Source organism: Mesorhizobium sp. DxT (genome assembly GCF_058448885.1).
Genome location: NZ_JBZFLJ010000004.1, coordinates 265,866 through 282,630, shown reverse-complemented (window position 1 = coordinate 282,630; position 16,765 = coordinate 265,866). Strand labels below are relative to the sequence as shown.

Sequence of the window (16,765 nt, the reverse complement as noted above, 5' to 3'; positions counted from 1 at the left end):
GCGCAATGAATCTGGCCGCCGCTCCCTGGAGAAGCGCCTACCCGCCCGGCCTTGCGCCGGACGTCGAGCTCGCGGCCTTTCCGGTTCACGAGATCGTCGAGCAGGCTGCGGCGCGCTGGGGGAGCAAGGCGGCATTCCGTTTCCGCGATACGGTGCTCGGCTACGATGCGCTGGCAACCGAGGTGGAGCGTTGCGCGGCCGCGTTTATGCGTGAAGGCATCGCCAGCGGTTCGAGGGTCGCGCTGCTGCTGCCCAACACACTCTATCACCCGATCGCCTTCTTCGGCGCACTCAAGGCCGGCGCTGCGGTGGTGCATCTGTCACCGCTCGACAGCGACCGCGTGCTTGCCCACAAGCTTGCCGACAGCGACGCAAGAATGCTGGTGACGACGGATATCGGCAATCTGGCACAGCGTGCGGAGGCGCTGCTGCGGGATGGCGCGGTCGATAAGGTTATCGTCGGCGAGGACCGCGCATGGGGCCTTCCAGCGACGGCCGGCGAAGCGATCTCCGGCGAAGGGACCGTCAGCTTCGCAGATTTCGTCGCCGACGCTCAGGCCGAACGTTTTCCCGATGTCGGCCTCGATGACCTTGCCCTGCTGCAATATACCGGCGGTACGACCGGCATGCCCAAGGGGGCGATGCTGAGCCATCGTAACCTCTCGACCGCTGTTTCAAGCTACGACCTGTGGTTCAACGGCTGGGGCCTTTCGCGGCCGGGCCAGGAGCGGGTGCTGCTGTTTCTGCCGCTGTTCCACATCTATGCGCTGGTGGCGGTGATGCTGCGCACGTTGAACAACGGCCAGGAGCTGATCCTGCATACGCGCTTCGACGCCGAGACCGCCTTGGCGGAAATCGAGGCCGGTGCCACCAGCTTTCCCGGCGTGCCGACCATGTGGATCGCGATCGCATCCTTACCCGGTTTCGAGAAACGCGACTTCAGCTCGCTGCGCTATTGCGCATCGGGCGGGGCGCCGCTGCCGGTCGAGATCGCACGGCGGCTGCGGGCAGCAACCGGGCACGCCATTCTAGGCGGGTGGGGCATGACAGAGACATCGCCTGCGGGCACGAACATTCCCTTAAACCGGCCGGACAAGGTGGCGACCATCGGCGTGCCGCTGCCGGGCGTTCATCTCGACATCGTCGCGCTCGACGATCCGGCGCGCGTGCTGCCCGCCGGCGAGACCGGTGAATTGCGGGTGTTCGGTCCGAACGTCACGGCCGGCTATCTGAACCGAGAGGACGAGACGCGCGCGGCCTTCAGCCAAGGCGGACTGCTGACCGGCGACATCGGCTTCATGGACGAGGAAGGCTTCTTCACCATCGTGGACCGGAAGAAGGACATGATCCTGTGCGGCGGCTACAACGTCTATCCGCAGATGATCGAGCAGGCGATCTACGAGCACCCGGACGTCGAGGAGGTATTGGTGCTGGGCGTGCCCGACGGTTATCGCGGCGAGACGCCGAAGGCTTTCCTCAAATTGAAGGCAGGCGCGCCGCAGCTCACGATAGAGGCGCTGCGCACCTTCCTCAAATCGCGGCTCGGTCCGCACGAATTGCCCACGCTTGTCGAAATCCGGGACGCTCTGCCGCGAACCCCGGTCGGCAAGCTTTCCAAACTCCAGCTCAAACAGGAAGAAGCCGCGCGGCAAGAACCCGCCAAGGTTTCTTGAACCCACAGGGAGAACAACATGGCTGATGCCGTCATCGTCTCAACCGCACGAACCCCGGTCGGCAAGGCCTATCGCGGCGGGCTCAACGACACGCCCGGCGCCACGCTCGGCGCCCATGCGATCAGCCACGCGCTGAAGCGCTCGGGCCTGGAGGCCGGCGAGATCGAGGACGTGATCATGGGCTGCGCTATGCAGGAAGGCACCACCGGGCTGAACGTCGCACGGCGCGCCCTCCTCGTCGCCGGGCTGCCGGTAACGGCGGCGGGAACCACCATCGACCGTCAATGCTCGTCCGGCCTGCAGTCGATGGCGCTGCTTGCAAACGCGATCCGTAATGACGGCGTCGTAGCCGGCATTGCCGGCGGACTGGAATCGATCAGCCTCGTGCAGAACGACCATCGCAACACGTTCCGGCTTGTCGACAAGACGCTGACCGGCCCAGCCGCCGACGTCTACATGCCGATGATCGACACGGCCGAGGTGGTCGCCAAGCGCTACGGCATCTCGCGCGAGAGGCAGGACGAATACGGGCTGGAGAGCCAGCGGCGCGTGGCGGCCGCCCGCGAGGCGGACAAGTTCACCGACGAGATCGCTCCGATCAAGACGCGCATGGCCGTCATCGACAAGGAGACGAAAGAAGTCAGCCATCGCGACGTGGAGATCGCGCATGACGAGGGCCCACGTCCCGAAACCACCGCCGAGGGCCTGGCCGGCCTGAAGCCGGTGCGCGAGGGCGGCACGATCACCGCCGGCAATGCCAGCCAGCTCTCAGACGGCGCTTCGGCCAACGTCATGATGAGTTCCAACGAAGCCGAAAAGCGCGGCCTGGCCCCGCTGGGCATTTTCCGCGGCTTCGCGGTCGCAGGGTGCGAGCCCGACGAGATGGGTATCGGTCCGGTCTTCGCCGTGCCGCGCCTGCTGGAGCGCCACGGCCTGAAGGTTGACGACATCGGTCTCTGGGAGCTCAACGAGGCCTTCGCAGTGCAGGTCCTCTACTGCCGCGACCGGCTCGGCATCGACCCGGAGAAGCTCAACGTTAACGGCGGCGCGATCGCACTCGGCCACCCCTACGGCATGAGCGGCTCACGACTGGCCGGCCACGCACTGATCGAGGGCAAGCGGCGCGGCGCGAAATACGCCGTGGTGACGATGTGCGTCGGCGGCGGCATGGGCGCTGCCGGGCTGTTCGAGATCGCCTGACTTATACCGCCCCTTTACCGCCTTCGATGACGGTCCTTCCCCCAAACGGGGGAGGACTTCGCAGCGAAGATAATAACAACGTCGGCAGCTCTGCCCCGAGGCAGGTCCGGCGAGGCGGCGGGGGCAAATCAACGTTGGAGGAATACAGATGGACCTTCGATACACGCCCGAGGAACTGGCCTTCCGCGACGAGGTGCGCGCGTTCCTGAAAGAGAACCTGCCCGAAGATGTCCGCCAGCGCCTGGACAATGGCGAATACGGCAACAAGGAAGATCTCGTAAGCTGGTCGCGCATTCTCAACCAGAAGGGTTGGGCCGTGCCGCACTGGCCGGAAAAATACGGCGGCACCGGCTGGGATCCAATGCGGCAGTACATCTTCCTCGAAGAGACGCAGAAATGGCCTGCGCCGCAGCCGCTCGCTTTCGGCGTCAACATGGTCGGACCGGTGATCTACACCTTCGGCAGCGAGGCACAGAAGGCGCGATACCTGCCGCGCATCGCCAATCTCGACGACTGGTGGTGCCAGGGCTTCTCCGAGCCCGGCGCGGGTTCGGACCTCGCCTCGCTGAAGACGCGGGCGGTGCGCGACGGCGACCACTACATCGTCAACGGCCAGAAGACCTGGACGACTCTGGCGCAATATGCCGACTGGATCTTCTGCCTGGTGCGCACGGACACGCAGGTGAAGAAGCAGGAAGGCATTTCCTTCCTGCTGATCGACATGAAGACGCCCGGCATCGAGGTCCGGCCGATCGTCACCATCGACGGCGGGCGCGAGGTCAACGAGGTGTTCCTCACCGACGTGCGGGTGCCGGTCGAGAACCTCGTCGGCGAGGAAAACAAGGGCTGGGACTACGCAAAGTTCCTGCTCGGCAACGAGCGTACCAACATCGCCCGTGTCGGCATGTCGAAGCAGCGCATCGCCCGCATTCGCGAGCTTGCCGGCAAGGAAATGTCACGCGGCAGGCCGCTGATCGAGGATCCGCGTTTCCTCGAAAAGCTGACGGCGGTCGAGATCGAACTGAAGGCGCTGGAGCTGACCCAGCTTCGCGTGGTGGCAGCCGATGCCAAGCGCGGCAACACCGGGCGGCCCGACCCGGCATCTTCCATCCTCAAGATCAAGGGGTCGGAGATACAGCAGGCGACAACGCATCTGCTTATGCAGGTGATGGGGCCGCACGCGCTGCCCTACCACGATCATGACATCGAGGGTTCCAACATGCCGCCGATCGAGCCCGACTACGCAGCGACCGCCGCGCCGTCCTACTTCAACTATCGCAAGGTCTCGATCTATGGCGGCTCGAACGAGATTCAGAAGAACATCATCGCCAAGGCCGTTCTGGGACTCTAGGGAGCGAATACAGACATGGATTTCGACCTCACAGAAGAACAATCGATCCTCAAGGATTCGCTCGACCGGCTGCTGACGGACAAATACGGCTTCGAAGACCGCAAGCGCCACATGGCCGCACCCGAAGGCTGGAGCGCGCAGATGTGGGCAAGCTATGCCGAGATGGGCCTGATGGCGCTCCCATTCGCAGAGGCGGATGGGGGGCTTGGCGGCACCCCTGTTGAGACGATGATCGTGATGAAATCGCTCGGCCGCGCGCTGGCGCTCGAACCCTACTTCCCGACCGTCGTACTCGGCGGGTCGTTCCTGCGTTTTGGCGGCAATGACGACCAGCGTGCCGAGTATATCCCGGCGGTGGCTGACGGTTCGCTGAAACTGGCCTTTGCGCAGGTCGAACGCAATTCGCGCTACGACCTTCATCATGTCGAGACGACGGCCGCCAGGGACGGCGAGGGCTACCTGTTGAACGGCCAGAAGAGCGTCGTGCTGCACGGCGACAGCGCGGACAAGTTCTTCGTCACCGCGCGCACGGCCGGCGGGCCGCGCGACGAAGGCGGCATCGGCGTCTTCCTGGTCGATGCCCGGGCGAACGGCGTTTCGGTGCGCGGCTACCCGACGCAGGATGGCGCGCGCGCGGCCGAAGTCACGTTCGACAACGTCAAGGTAGGGGCGAACGGCGTCTTCGGCGATCCCGAAAACGGGCTCCCGCTCGTTCGCCGCGTTGTCGATGCCGGCATCGCGGCGCTGGCGGCCGAATCGGTCGGTGTGATGGCGGCAATGCACGCTCTGACCGTGGATTACCTCAAAGTGCGCAAGCAGTTCGGCGTTGCGATCGGTCAGTTCCAGGTGCTGCAGCACAAGGCGGTGGACATGTTCGTCGCCATCGAGCAGGCCCGCTCCATCGCGCTCTACGCCACGATGATGGCGGATAGCGAGGACGAGGACGAGCGCGGCAGGGCCATGCACGCCGCAAAGGCCGAGATAGGGCGCGGCGGGCGGCTGTGCGGCGAGAATGCGATCCAGCTTCACGGCGGCGTCGGCATGACCATGGAATACGCGGTTGGCCACTACTTCAAGCGCATGACGATGATCGACACGACGTTCGGTGACGGCGACCATCATCTATATCTGCTGTCGGCCGGCGGCGGGCTGTTCGCGGCTGCCTGAAGCGGCAAAACAGCATTGGCGGGCGCCGTGTGCTTGGCAAGCGCGGGGCGGCATGCCTACATGCCATCCGACACCGCTTCACAGACACAGGACAGATCCATGGAAATCCGCCAGATCACCGAGAACTATTCCGTCGCCCCGCAAATCAGCATCGACGACATCGCGCAGATCAAGGACGCCGGCTTCAAGAGCGTGATCTCCAACCGACCCGATGCCGAGGATGGCGCGGTGCCACACGATGCGATCGAGGCGGCCGTCCGTGAGGCCGGGCTGGAGTTCCGCTACATTCCGGTCATAAGCGGCCAGATCACGCAGGAGAATGTGGACGACCAGGCGGCGGCGCTGAATACTCTGCCCGGCCCGGTGCTGGCCTACTGCCGCTCCGGCGCCCGCTGCACGAACCTTTACGGACTGGTCACGCAGCAGCGGGGCTGAGTGCTACGACAGACCTGAAAGACGGCCGGCATCTGCCGGCCGTTTTCTTTTGCGCTCAATAGAGCAATCGCACCATGAACAGCGAGATCACCGGGAAAAGCACCAGCAAAGTGGTGCGAAAGACGTCGCTGATGACGAAGGGCGTGACGCCGCGATAGGTGTGCAGGATCGGAATGTCCTTCGCCATCGAGTTGATGACGAAAAGGTTCATGCCCACCGGCGGCGTGATCAGGCCGACCTCGACCACGATCAGCACAAGTATGCCGAACCAGAGTGCGAACTCTTCGGCGCCGAGGCCGAAGTCCAGCACGCTGACGATCGGGAAGAAAATCGGCACGGTGAGCAGGATCATGGAGAGCGAATCCATGAAGCAGCCCAGCACGAGATAGAATAGCAGGATGCAGGCCAACACCAGCCATGGATTGAAGCCCTGCTCGGTGATGAAGGCGGCGGCTTCCACGGGAAGCTGCGAGAGCGCCAGGAAGCTGTTGTAGATCGCCGCGCCGAACACGATGAAGAATATCAGCGCCGTTGCCGAAGCGGTGGTGAGGATGGAAGCGACCAGCGTCTCGCGGGTCAGCCCGCCATTGATCAGCGCGATCAGGCCGGTGCCGGCGGCGCCAACTGCCGCCGCTTCCGTGGGTGTGAACCAGCCTGTGTAGATGCCGCCGACGACGGCGATGAAGACCAGCAGCACCGGCCAGACATCGGCCAGCGCCCTGAAACGCTCGCGATAGGTCTGCCTCGGGTGAGAACCGGCCGCGCCAGGGAAAAGCCTGACATAGATCGAGATGGCGATCATGTAGCCTATGGCGGCCAGGATACCGGGAATGAACGCAGCCACGAAAAGCTTGGCGATGTTCTGCTCGGCAAGGATCGCGTAGATGACGAGCACGACAGACGGCGGAATGAGCACACCCAGCGTGCCGCCCGCGGCAAGCGTGCCGGTCGCCAACGCCCCGGAATAGCCGTAGCGGCGCAGCTCGGGCAGCGCCACCTGCGCCATCGTGGCGGCCGTGGCGAGGGACGACCCGCAGATCGCGCCGAAGCCGGCGCAGGCCCCGATGGCCGCCATGGCTACGCCGCCACGGCGATGGCCGAGCCACGCATTCGCGGCCTTGAACAGCGACTGCGACATGCCGCCAAGCGTGGCGAACTGCCCCATCAGCAGAAAGAGCGGGATGATCGACAGCGAATAGCTTGAGAACGTCGAATAGGTCTCGAACTTCAGCCGCGCGAGGATCGGCGCAGTCGAGCCCATGATAAGCCATGTGCCGGCCAGCCCGCATGTCAGCATCGCCAGACCGATGGGGATACGCAGGAAGATCAGCAGCAGAAGGACGGGAAAGGAGTAGATACCCAGCTCGAGATTGCTCAAGACGCATCTCCCCCCTTCGTCGGCGCGAACTGGCTTTCGCCGGCGAACGCTTCCTTAGCCCGGACAATCGTCATGTATACGGACACGATCACGCCCACGACGATGGCGCACATGGCGGCTGCAAAACCCCACCACACCGGGAACTGCAGGATGAAAGTCGTCTCCTGATAGCGGATCTTGTCCATCATGCCGTACCAGAGCCGCCAGGCGAGCAGGATCATGACCAGCGTCATCAACAACTCGGCGAGCAGGTCGATGACCCTGTTGATCCTGTCGGGAAAGAAGCTGGTGAATACATCCACCGTCGCATGCGCACGCTGGAGCTGGCACCAGGGGAGGAACGAGAAGACCGCGAAGGCGGTCATAGCCTCTACAAGCTCGAAGTCGCCGGGTATCGGTCCCAGCCCCTGACGCACAAGCCCACGGCCCGTGATGCTGACCACGATCAGCAATGTAATGACCACCAGCACGAGCCCGCCGAGAATGGCGAGCGCCCGCGCCAGCCACTCGATGGCCGCCGATCGCCTCATCCAGTTCCTCCACCCACCAGACTTCCGGATCGGAACGCTACTCGCTGCCGAATGCAGCGACAACCGTCCGGTTGTTCATTTTTGTTATGTTTCATAACAGATTGCCCCATCCGCATTCAAGCCGGAACCGATGCGTCACGTGGCGGAAGCAGCGAGGGTCGCGCGTTCAGCGTCTCCACGTCGAAACCGGCAAGCTTCTTGTAAGCGGCTGCCGTCTGCTCCAGCTCTGCGCGGGAGAGCACATCGGCGACGTCTTCGAACTCACCACCGCAGCGTTCCTCGACTAGCTGCATAACCTGATCCGGCCCGTTCCCGCGATTGGCAACGACGATCCGCGTCGTTGCAGGGCGACGCTCGGCCTCATAGGCCTCCAGTGCTTCCTCACCTATGCCATGGTCAATGAACGCCCGCGCGAGTACACGCGCGTCCATGATCGCTTGCGAGGCTCCGTTGGAACCGATCGGATACATAGGGTGGGCGGCGTCGCCCATCAGCGTTACGCGCCCATGCGTCCAGCGCTCCAGCGGGTCTCGGTCGACCATGGGATATTCGAAGCATACGCCGCCGGCGCGCATCAGCGACCGGCAATCCAGCCAATCGAAACGCCAGTCCTCGAAAGCGGGCAGGAAATCGGCAAAGTCGCCCTGACGGTTCCAGTCCTCGCGGTTCCAGCCGGCACCGGCGTCATATTTCAGCTCCCCGATCCAGTTGATTAATGCCTCACCCGTTTCGGGGTCCGGCCGGGAGATCGGATAGGTGACGAACTTCTGCCATTCGTGCCCAGCCATTGCCATGGTCGCGCCGGTCAGGAACGGCCGGGCGCGGGTCGTTCCGCGCCACAGTACAGCCCCGCCCCATTTCGGCGGGCCCTCATGCGGGAAGAGCTGCCTGCGCACGGCAGAATGAATGCCATCGGCGGCAACCAGTATGTCGGCCTCCGCCCGGTAGGCGGCACCGCCTGCATCGCGGAACGTCACCTCGACCTTGCCGCCCGACTCGTGGAAGCCTTCGGCCGCCATGCCGGTGACAACCGCCCCCTCCCCGAGGCGCTTGCGTACTGCGTCGAACAGCATGGTCTGCAGCATGCCGCGATGGACCGAAAATTGCGGCCAATCGTAGCCGGCGAACCGACCGCGGGGCTCCGACCAGATCAGGCGTCCGCGCTTGGAGAAATAGGCGACTTCCTGCGTCCGCACGCCGATGGCCTCGAGTTCAGCCTCCAGCCCCATTTCGAAAAGCTCGCGTACCGCATGCGGCTGCACGTTGATGCCGACGCCGAGCGGACGGATCGCCGACACCTGCTCGAACACGCGGGCTGCGATACCGGCCTGATGCAGAGACAGCGCAAGCGACAGTCCCGCGATGCCGCCGCCGACGATGATGACGCTCATTGGCTTCCCCGGATGCGAAGCGGGGCGGACTCGTCATCCGCCCCGCTTCATTCTGTCGGACGATGTTACTGCGCGGCCGTGTATTTCTCAATCAGCGCGCGGGCTTCTTCCAGAAGGCCCTTGCCGTCCAGTCCCTTGCCATCCATCTCGGCGACCCAGTTGTCGATCACCGGCTGGGCGGCTTCCTGCCACCGGGCAACCTCGGCCTCGTCGAGCGTGATGATGTTGTTGCCGCGATCGACGGCGATCTGGCGGCTCGGACCGTCGGCGCCAGCCTGGGTACGACCGGCGAAGGCAGCAAATTCCTGACCGGAATTATCGTCGAGCACCTTCTTCAGATCGTCAGGCAGGCTGTCATACTTCGCCTTGTTCATCGCGAGCACGAAGGTCGTCGTGTAAAGCGCGTGGTCGCCACCGAACTCCGTGTGGTTTTCCACCAGCTCCGGCACCTTCAGTGCCGGCGTTACCTCCCACGGGATGACGCAGGCGTCGATCACACCCTTCGACAGCGCCTCGGTAATCTGCGGCACCGGCATGCCAACCGGGGTGGCGCCCAGCGTGCCCAGAAGCGTGTTGATGATGCGTGTCGGCGCGCGCACCTTCATGCCCGTCAGGTCTTCCAGCCTCTCGATCGGCGTCTTGGAATGCAGCATGCCGGGTCCATGGACCCAGACGCCGATGACGTGGACATCCTTGAACTCGGTGTCCTTCATGCGCGACTCAAAGAGGTCCCAATAGGCCCGCGACGTCGCCTCGGCGTTGGTCATCATGAAGGGCAGTTCGAACACCTCTGTCGAGGGGAAACGGCCCGGGGTGGAGCCCGGAAGCGTCCACACGATGTCGACCGTGCCGTCCTGTGCCTGGTCGATGAGCTGCGGCGGCGTGCCGCCGAGCTGCATGGCCGGGTAGCGTTCGATCTTGATGCGGTCGCCGGACTCCGCCTCGACCTTGTCGGCCCACGGGTCCAGCACCAGCTTCGGCACGTTTGCCTGCGGCGGCAGGAACTGGTGCAAGCGCAGCGTCACTTCCTGCGCGAGCGTGGTGGTTGTGGTTGCCAGCCATCCCGCCGATGCAATCGATGCGGCGACGACGAGCGATTTGAAGAATGCAGGCTTCATTCTGTTCCTCCCTGAACGATCCGATTTCCGGGTGGCTCCTCGATGCCCCTTTTACCCGGTCCGGGCTCGCGATCCTACAGAACTTTATGTAACAATAAAGTATGCCTTCGGCATTTTTTTGTAACATTCAGATAGGCAGCGCGTTGGTCTCCTTGAGCGTTTCCAGCACGATCGCCGTCTTAACGTGCTGCACGGAATCGTGTGGCAGCAGCACGTCGTTGACGAAATCGGCCAATGATTTCAGGTCCGGAGTCACGACCTTCAGGATATAGTCCATCTCGCCGGTCAGCGCGTGGGCTTCCTGCACCTCGGGCAAACGGGTCAGAAGTTCGCCAAAGCGGCGGGCATTGTCGCGATTGTGTGTCGCGAGCGTCACTGAGATGACATTGACGAGCGGGAAACCGAGGCGGTCGCGGTCGAGGACGGCGCGATAGCCGCGGATCAGCCCTTCGTCCTCAAGGCGCTGGCGCCGGCGCGAACATTGCGAGGGCGAGAGGTTCACGCGCTCCGAAAGATCGTTGTTCGTCAGCCGCGCATCCTCCTGCAAATGCGCCAGTATCTTGCGGTCAAACTTATCAAGGCGCTCCACAGGCACGATATTCCTCCTCATCATGCACTTTCCTCGCACGCATAGTGACCTTACGCACGCCGAATGCAAGCCCCTTGCGGAGGGCAGGTGCTAGGATTCCTCCAAGCTTCAATCAGCTCCCAAAGGAGGAACATCATGGGTCCGTTCCCGCACGACGCACCGCCCGCTAAAATCACTGCGGAAAATCCCGCCGGCACCGACGGATTCGAGTTTGTCGAGTTCGCGCATGAGGACCCGGCGAAGCTGGAAGAGCTGTTTTCGCGCATGGGCTACACGCCGGTAGCCAAGCATCGCAGCAAGAACATCACCGTCTGGCGCCAGGGTGACGTCAACTATGTGGTGAATGCCGAACCGGGTTCGCACGCCATGCGCTTCGTCGGCGAGCATGGCCCTTGCGCGCCGTCCATGGCGTGGCGTGTGGTCGACGCCCAACATGCTTTCGAGCACGCCGTTTCCAAGGGCGCCACTCCTTATGAAGGCGACAACAAGACGCTGGACGTGCCGGCGATCGTCGGCATCGGAGGGTCGCTGCTCTATTTCATCGAGCGATATGGCGACAAGGGCTCGGCCTATGACACCGAGTTCGAATGGCTGGGCGAGCGCAATCCGCGGCCCGAAGGCGTGGGCTTCTATTACCTCGACCACCTGACGCACAACGTCTATCGCGGCAACATGGACAAGTGGTGGGACTTCTACCGCGAGCTGTTCGGCTTCACGCAGATCCATTTCTTCGACATCGACGGCCGTATTACCGGGCTGGTCTCCCGCGCGATCACGAGTCCCTGCGGCAAGATCCGCATTCCGCTGAATGAGTCCAAGGACGACACCAGCCAGATCGCGGAATATCTCCGCAAATACAATGGCGAAGGTATCCAGCATATCGCGGTCGGCACCGACGGCATCTACGACGCCACCGACAGACTGGCCGGCAATGGGCTGAAGTTCATGCCCGGACCGCCGGAGACCTATTACGAGATGTCGTACGACCGCGTGAACGGGCATGACGAACCTCTGGAGCGGATGAAGAAGCACGGCATCCTGATCGACGGCGAGGGCGTGGTGAACGGTGGCATGACCAAGATCCTGCTGCAGATCTTCTCCAAGACCGTGATCGGGCCAATCTTCTTCGAGTTCATCCAGCGCAAGGGCGACGAAGGCTTCGGCGAAGGCAACTTCCGCGCACTGTTCGAGTCGATCGAGGAAGACCAGATCCGGCGCGGTGTCATCAAGACGGAAGCCGCGGAGTAGGTCGACGGCCCCGTTATAGGTGCGTCCTTCGAGGCTCGCTGCGCTCGCACCTCAGGATGAGGGAGGTGGTTTGATCGACGCCACTCTCCGGGGGGCTCGAAACACTACGGTCCTAATCCTGAGGTGGGAGTTCCGCCAGCCTCGGAGAATAAGGGAGGCGAGTATATCGAACCCAGCTTCTGCGGGCTCGATGCACTACGGTCCTCATCCTGAGGTGCGAGCGCAGCGAGCCTCGAAGGACGCACCTATAATGGGGCCTGGCAGCTACTTCCTGGCCGCCGCCAGCAGCTTTTCCAGTCGGTCGAGGTCACCGACCTCGTTGGCCAGCAGCAACACGAGCCGGGCGTTGAGCCGGGCGCTTTCTTCAAGGCTCAAGCCCTCATGCGCCGCAATCAACGCCGCGTAGAAATCGTCGCCGGCGGCGGCAAGTCGGTCGGCACCGATGTCTTCGTCGCCGCTCATGCTCCCCTCCCCGTCGCGCGCCGCAGGGCTGCGGAGACAGCCTCACCACTGGCTGCGTCAAATCGTGCCGCGATGTGCTGATCCGGACGGACCAGATAGGACCGGCCAGCGCCGTAGCGGGCAATGGCGTGGCCTTCCTCGTCGAACAGTGTGGTTGCACCGTTGGCGCGGCGCGAGCGGTCTGCGGTGATCAGAACGCGGTCGAGGCCGGCCGGCAGATCATCAGGGATCGCAGCTTCCACCGCAAGGAAGGTGAAGCGGCCGCCGACATGACCGAGCAACCAGCCGGCATCGCCGTTGGCGACCGGCGCGTCGGGCATAGCGGTACCGGGCGCAACGCCTGCCCCCTCGCCAACGGGCGTCTGCAACGACAGATCACCGAGCCCGCAGGGTTTCGACAACCGGCCGGAATTGACAAGCTTGCGCGCAAATTCGTGTTGGTGCGCCAGATCAAGGACGCTGTCGCGGAAGAAGCGCTCCATCTCCGTTTTCGGCGTCATGAAGGCTGTGGAGCGCGATGAATTCAGGATGTTCTCATCTGCGCCGTGGATGCGCTCTTCGTCGTAGGTGCCGACGAGGCTTTCGGGCGCTTCGCCGCGCACCACCATCGCCAGCTTCCAGATCAGGTTGTCGACATCCTGTATGCCGCCATTGCCACCCCGCGCGCCAAACGGCGAGACGATGTGAGCCGAGTCTCCCGCAAAGACGACGCGGCCGTGAATGAACCGCTCAAGCCGGCGACACTGGAATGTGTAAACCGACACCCAGTCGAGCTCGAAATCGCGATGACCGATCACCTTCTCGATGCGCGGGATGACGTTTTCCGGCTTCTTCTCCTCGTCCGGGTCGGCGTCCCAGCCGAGCTGAAGATCGATGCGGTATATGCCGTCGGGCTGTTTGTGCAGAAGAGCCGATTGCCCGATGTGGAAGGGCGGTTCGAACCAGAACCAGCGCTCGGACGGGAACTCCGCCTTCATCTCGACATCGGCGATCAGGAAGCGTTCCTCGAAGACGCGGCCGGCAAAGTCGAGGCCCAGCATACCACGCACAGGCGAGCGCGCGCCGTCGCATGCGATCAGCCAGTCGGCATTCAGCGTATATGCGCCGTCCGGCGTCTCGATGGAGACTTGCACGCCGTCGGCGCGCGGCGCGACACCCGTCACGCGGTTCTTCCACCGCAGGTCGATCAAATCGGGAAACTCGGCGGCGCGCTCGACCAGATATTGCTCGACGTAATATTGCTGGAGATTGATGAAGGCGGGCATCTTGTGGCCCGCTTCCGGCAGCAGGTCGAAGCTCCAGACCTCGCGGTCGCGGTGGAACAGGCGGCCGACCTTCCAGGTCACGCCCTTTTCCACCATGCGCTCGCCGATGCCGAGCCGGTCGAATATCTCCAGCGTGCGCTTCGACCAACAGATGGCGCGGCTGCCCAGCGAGACGACGTCGTTGTCGTCGAGAACGACGCAGGGCACGCCATGCAGCGCGCAGTCGATCGCAGCCGCCAACCCGACCGGACCTGCACCGACGATGACGACCGGCGCGCGCCGCAGCTCGCCGCCGGAGAGTTCAGGCGGGGTGCGGTATGGAAACGGCTTGTAATCGTAGCGCGGCATCACAGCAGTCCCATGCGCGCAATCTCAGGATCGCGGTCGTAGTCGAGGAAGAACTCGTCAAGTTGCGGCGGCTTTACCGACGTGCCGGCGAGCATGGCGTGAACCTGGCCGCGATGATGAATCTGGTGCTGGAAGAGATGCGCTAGCAGATTGTCGATGCGTTCGGAAATCTGGCCATTGCGCCCTCGATCCGTGATGACGCTTCGGTCCAGATCAGTTTCCCCCAGCCGATCGCAGAATGCCATCAACGCCTCGTCCTGCGCACGCTGGGCGTCGGTCAGTGCCTGCGGTTCGCGATAGGGCTCGAAGGCATGGAATGCGGCTGGCCCAACGCCGCCCTCCGCGAGCGCGTCGAGATAATAGCGGTCAATCGCGAGATTATGGTTCAGCGTCTCGGCGATGGACGGGAAGAAGCTGGTGCGCTCGGCCTCGAACTCGCCCGGCTGAAGCGCGCAGACCGCGCGCAACAGTACATGGTTCGACCAGCGATTATTACGGGCCATGGCCGAAAAATGCGCCGTCAGCGACGCCATGCCTGCTCCTCCCTTCGCCCTCAGCCCTGCAGGGCCTCCCACATCTGCCGGTCTCGCTCGGCGGTCCAGATGCGCGGCGTGTCGATGCCCAGCGCCTCGTCATAGGCGCGCGCGACGTTGAAGGGCAGGCAGTGCTCGTAGATGGCATAGTCGGCGAACTTCGGGTCGCAGGCTTCACGGCAAGCGTCCCATGCCTCCTTGAGCGAACCGCCGCCCTGCGCGACGCGGGCGACCGGCCGGTAGGTGGACATGACGAAGTCGGCGGTGTTGTCGAGCGCCTCATCGACCATGTCGGAGCCCACCAGCGCGTCGCCCCGGCCGGGCGCGATGGCGTCGAGATCGAAGGCGCGGATCGATTCCAGCGTGGCGGGCCAGTCGCCGAAATGGCCGTCGCCGCAATAGCAGGCCGAGTGATATTCGACGATGTCGCCGGTGAACATGACGTTGGCGTCAGGCACGTAGGCAACGATGTCGCCCGCCGTGTGCGCGCGGCCGAGGAACTCGAGGTCTATCCGGCGCTTGCCGAGGTAGAACGTCGCGCGGTCGGTGAAGGTCAGGGTCGGCCAGGTGAGGCCGGGGATCGACTCGTGCCCCTGAAACAGCCGCGGGAACCTGCCGAACTCGCTTTCCCAGTCCTCCTGGCCGCGCTCGACGACCATTGCGCGTGCCTTCTCGGACATGATGGTCTCGGAGGCGCCATAAGCCGATGCGCCAAGCACGCGCACGGCGTGGTAGTGGGTCAACACCACATATTTGATCGGCTTGTCGGTAACGGTCCTGATCTTCTCGATGACCTTGTTGGCGAGCCTGGGCGTGGCTTGCGCGTCAACGATCATCACGCAATCATCGCCAATGATGACGCCGGTGTTGGGATCGCCCTCGGCGGTGAATGCCCACAGGTCGCGGCCGATCTCCGTGAAGGAAATCTTCTTTTCGGCAAGATCGCCCTGCGATGCGAATTGCTTGGTCAATGCAAACTCCACTTCAAGTCTTTACGCGGTTCCACATCCGTCTGGCGACGGGCCGTCAGACGGCGAGAACGTTCGGGAAGGCCTATTCGGCCGCCTGTTTTTCCACGACCTGCTCGATGGCGCCGAAGATCGAGTGGCCGTCCTTGTCCTTCATCTCGATACGAACCGTATCGCCGAAGCGCATGAAGTCGCTGGTGGCCTTGCCGTTTTCCAGCGTTTCAACGATGCGCAGCTCGGCAAGGCAGGAATATCCGACACCGCCCTCGGCGATCGTCTTGCCAGGTCCGCCGTCAAGCTTGTTGGAAACCGTGCCGGACCCGACGATGGTGCCGGCGGCGAGCGGACGCGTCTTTGCCGCGTGGGCAATGAGGGTCGGGAAGTCGAAGGTCATGTCGATGCCGGCATTGGCGCGGCCGAAGGGCTTGCCGTTAAGATCCACGCACAAGGGCAGGTGCAGCCGGCCGCCATCCCATGCCTCGCCAAGTTCTTCGGGGGTGACCGCCACGGGCGAGAATGCCGAGGACGGCTTGCCGTGGAAGAAGCCGAAGCCCTTGGCAAGCTCGTCCGGGATCAGGCGGCGCAGCGAGACATCGTTGACCAGCATGACGAGACGGATCGCTTCCCGCGCCACGTCAACACTGGCACCCGCCGGCACGTCGTCCACGATGACGGCGATCTCGCCCTCCATGTCGATGCCCCAGGCATCGTCGGCCATCACGATGGGATCGCGCGGGCCGAGGAAGGAATCGGAGCCCCCCTGATACATCAGCGGGTCGGTCCAGAAGCTTTCCGGCAGCTCCGCCCCGCGTGCCTTGCGCACCAGTTCGACGTGATTGACATAGGCCGAACCGTCCGCCCACTGATAGGCGCGCGGCAGCGGCGAATGGGCGTCATGCTCATGGAAGCGCTCGGAGGGCACGGAGCCGTGATCGAGGCTTTCGGCTAAGGCTTCGAGATGCGGCGCGATGCGCCGCCAGTCATCAAGCGCGGCCTGAAGGTTCGGGACGAGGAAGGACGCGTCCGTATAGCGCGTCAGGTCTTTCGAGACGAGGACGAGTCTTCCGTCACGCGTCCCGTTCTTCAGGCTGGCAAGTTTCATTCTTCCT

The 16,765-nt window shown here is 63.7% G+C and carries 16 protein-coding genes; 6 read left to right on the top strand and 10 right to left on the bottom strand.

Translation table 11 applies throughout. From position 1 onward, the window contains the following. Positions 1 to 5: 5 nt before the first annotated feature. The 5 genes from ACVJNE_RS10605 (at position 6) to ACVJNE_RS10585 (ending at position 5,826) form a co-directional block, all read left to right on the top strand. Positions 6 to 1,673: an AMP-binding protein gene (locus ACVJNE_RS10605; RefSeq protein ID WP_499565386.1), complete on the top strand. Its 1,668-nt coding sequence runs from the start codon at positions 6 to 8 to the stop codon at positions 1,671 to 1,673. Positions 1,674 to 1,691: 18 nt separating this feature from the next. Beyond that, positions 1,692 to 2,873, top strand: coding sequence for an acetyl-CoA C-acyltransferase (locus ACVJNE_RS10600; RefSeq protein ID WP_499565384.1), 1,182 nt, complete (start codon positions 1,692 to 1,694; stop codon positions 2,871 to 2,873). A 148-nt stretch (positions 2,874 to 3,021) separates the two neighbouring features. Continuing rightward, positions 3,022 to 4,224: a pimeloyl-CoA dehydrogenase large subunit gene (pimC, locus tag ACVJNE_RS10595; protein WP_499565382.1), complete on the top strand. Its 1,203-nt coding sequence runs from the start codon at positions 3,022 to 3,024 to the stop codon at positions 4,222 to 4,224. A gap of 15 nt (positions 4,225 to 4,239) precedes the next feature. Continuing rightward, complete coding sequence (locus ACVJNE_RS10590) at positions 4,240 to 5,391, top strand: acyl-CoA dehydrogenase family protein (RefSeq protein WP_499565380.1); 1,152 nt, start codon at positions 4,240 to 4,242, stop codon at positions 5,389 to 5,391. A 99-nt stretch (positions 5,392 to 5,490) separates the two neighbouring features. After that, on the top strand, positions 5,491 to 5,826 hold the full coding sequence (locus tag ACVJNE_RS10585; RefSeq protein ID WP_499565378.1) for a protein tyrosine phosphatase family protein: 336 nt from the start codon (positions 5,491 to 5,493) through the stop codon (positions 5,824 to 5,826). Between the two features lie 55 nt (positions 5,827 to 5,881). Here ACVJNE_RS10585 and ACVJNE_RS10580 read toward each other — a convergent pair whose 3' ends face one another. The 5 genes from ACVJNE_RS10580 to ACVJNE_RS10560 form a co-directional block, all read right to left on the bottom strand. Further along, positions 5,882 to 7,204, bottom strand: coding sequence for a TRAP transporter large permease (locus tag ACVJNE_RS10580; RefSeq protein ID WP_499565376.1), 1,323 nt, complete (start codon positions 7,202 to 7,204; stop codon positions 5,882 to 5,884). Beyond that, positions 7,201 to 7,734: a TRAP transporter small permease gene (locus tag ACVJNE_RS10575; protein WP_379015796.1), complete on the bottom strand. Its 534-nt coding sequence runs from the start codon at positions 7,732 to 7,734 to the stop codon at positions 7,201 to 7,203. The genes ACVJNE_RS10580 and ACVJNE_RS10575 overlap by 4 nt, the downstream gene beginning before the upstream one ends. Before the next feature lie 116 nt (positions 7,735 to 7,850). Beyond that, positions 7,851 to 9,125 carry a flavin-dependent oxidoreductase gene (locus ACVJNE_RS10570; RefSeq protein WP_499565373.1) on the bottom strand — a complete coding sequence of 425 codons (1,275 nt, stop codon included), beginning with the start codon at positions 9,123 to 9,125 and terminating at the stop codon, positions 7,851 to 7,853. A 65-nt stretch (positions 9,126 to 9,190) separates the two neighbouring features. Continuing rightward, positions 9,191 to 10,243: a TRAP transporter substrate-binding protein gene (locus ACVJNE_RS10565; RefSeq protein ID WP_499565371.1), complete on the bottom strand. Its 1,053-nt coding sequence runs from the start codon at positions 10,241 to 10,243 to the stop codon at positions 9,191 to 9,193. A gap of 127 nt (positions 10,244 to 10,370) precedes the next feature. Further along, entirely contained in the window at positions 10,371 to 10,853 is a 483-nt protein-coding gene (locus ACVJNE_RS10560; RefSeq protein ID WP_444725480.1) for an Lrp/AsnC family transcriptional regulator, read from the bottom strand. A gap of 114 nt (positions 10,854 to 10,967) precedes the next feature. Here ACVJNE_RS10560 and hppD point away from each other — a divergent pair, with 114 nt between their 5' ends. Continuing rightward, positions 10,968 to 12,080: a 4-hydroxyphenylpyruvate dioxygenase gene (gene hppD / locus ACVJNE_RS10555; RefSeq protein WP_499565369.1), complete on the top strand. Its 1,113-nt coding sequence runs from the start codon at positions 10,968 to 10,970 to the stop codon at positions 12,078 to 12,080. Positions 12,081 to 12,344: 264 nt separating this feature from the next. Here the strand turns inward: hppD and ACVJNE_RS10550 are convergent, their stop codons facing one another. The 5 genes from ACVJNE_RS10550 to ACVJNE_RS10530 form a co-directional block, all read right to left on the bottom strand. Then, positions 12,345 to 12,542 (bottom strand): DUF2783 domain-containing protein, encoded by a 198-nt coding sequence (locus ACVJNE_RS10550; RefSeq protein WP_499565367.1) that lies wholly within the window; start codon positions 12,540 to 12,542, stop codon positions 12,345 to 12,347. Further along, positions 12,539 to 14,155: an FAD-dependent oxidoreductase gene (locus tag ACVJNE_RS10545; protein ID WP_499565365.1), complete on the bottom strand. Its 1,617-nt coding sequence runs from the start codon at positions 14,153 to 14,155 to the stop codon at positions 12,539 to 12,541. The genes ACVJNE_RS10550 and ACVJNE_RS10545 overlap by 4 nt, the downstream gene beginning before the upstream one ends. After that, a complete protein-coding gene (locus ACVJNE_RS10540; RefSeq protein WP_499565363.1) occupies positions 14,155 to 14,688 on the bottom strand; it encodes a DinB family protein in 534 nt (177 codons plus the stop codon). Before ACVJNE_RS10540 ends, ACVJNE_RS10545 begins: the two co-directional genes overlap by 1 nt. Positions 14,689 to 14,708: 20 nt before the next feature. Next, positions 14,709 to 15,659, bottom strand: a complete 951-nt coding sequence (locus ACVJNE_RS10535) for an MBL fold metallo-hydrolase (protein WP_499565361.1) — start codon at positions 15,657 to 15,659, stop codon at positions 14,709 to 14,711. Positions 15,660 to 15,741: 82 nt separating this feature from the next. Beyond that, positions 15,742 to 16,758, bottom strand: coding sequence for a fumarylacetoacetate hydrolase family protein (locus ACVJNE_RS10530; protein WP_499565359.1), 1,017 nt, complete (start codon positions 16,756 to 16,758; stop codon positions 15,742 to 15,744). Positions 16,759 to 16,765 lie beyond the last annotated feature (7 nt).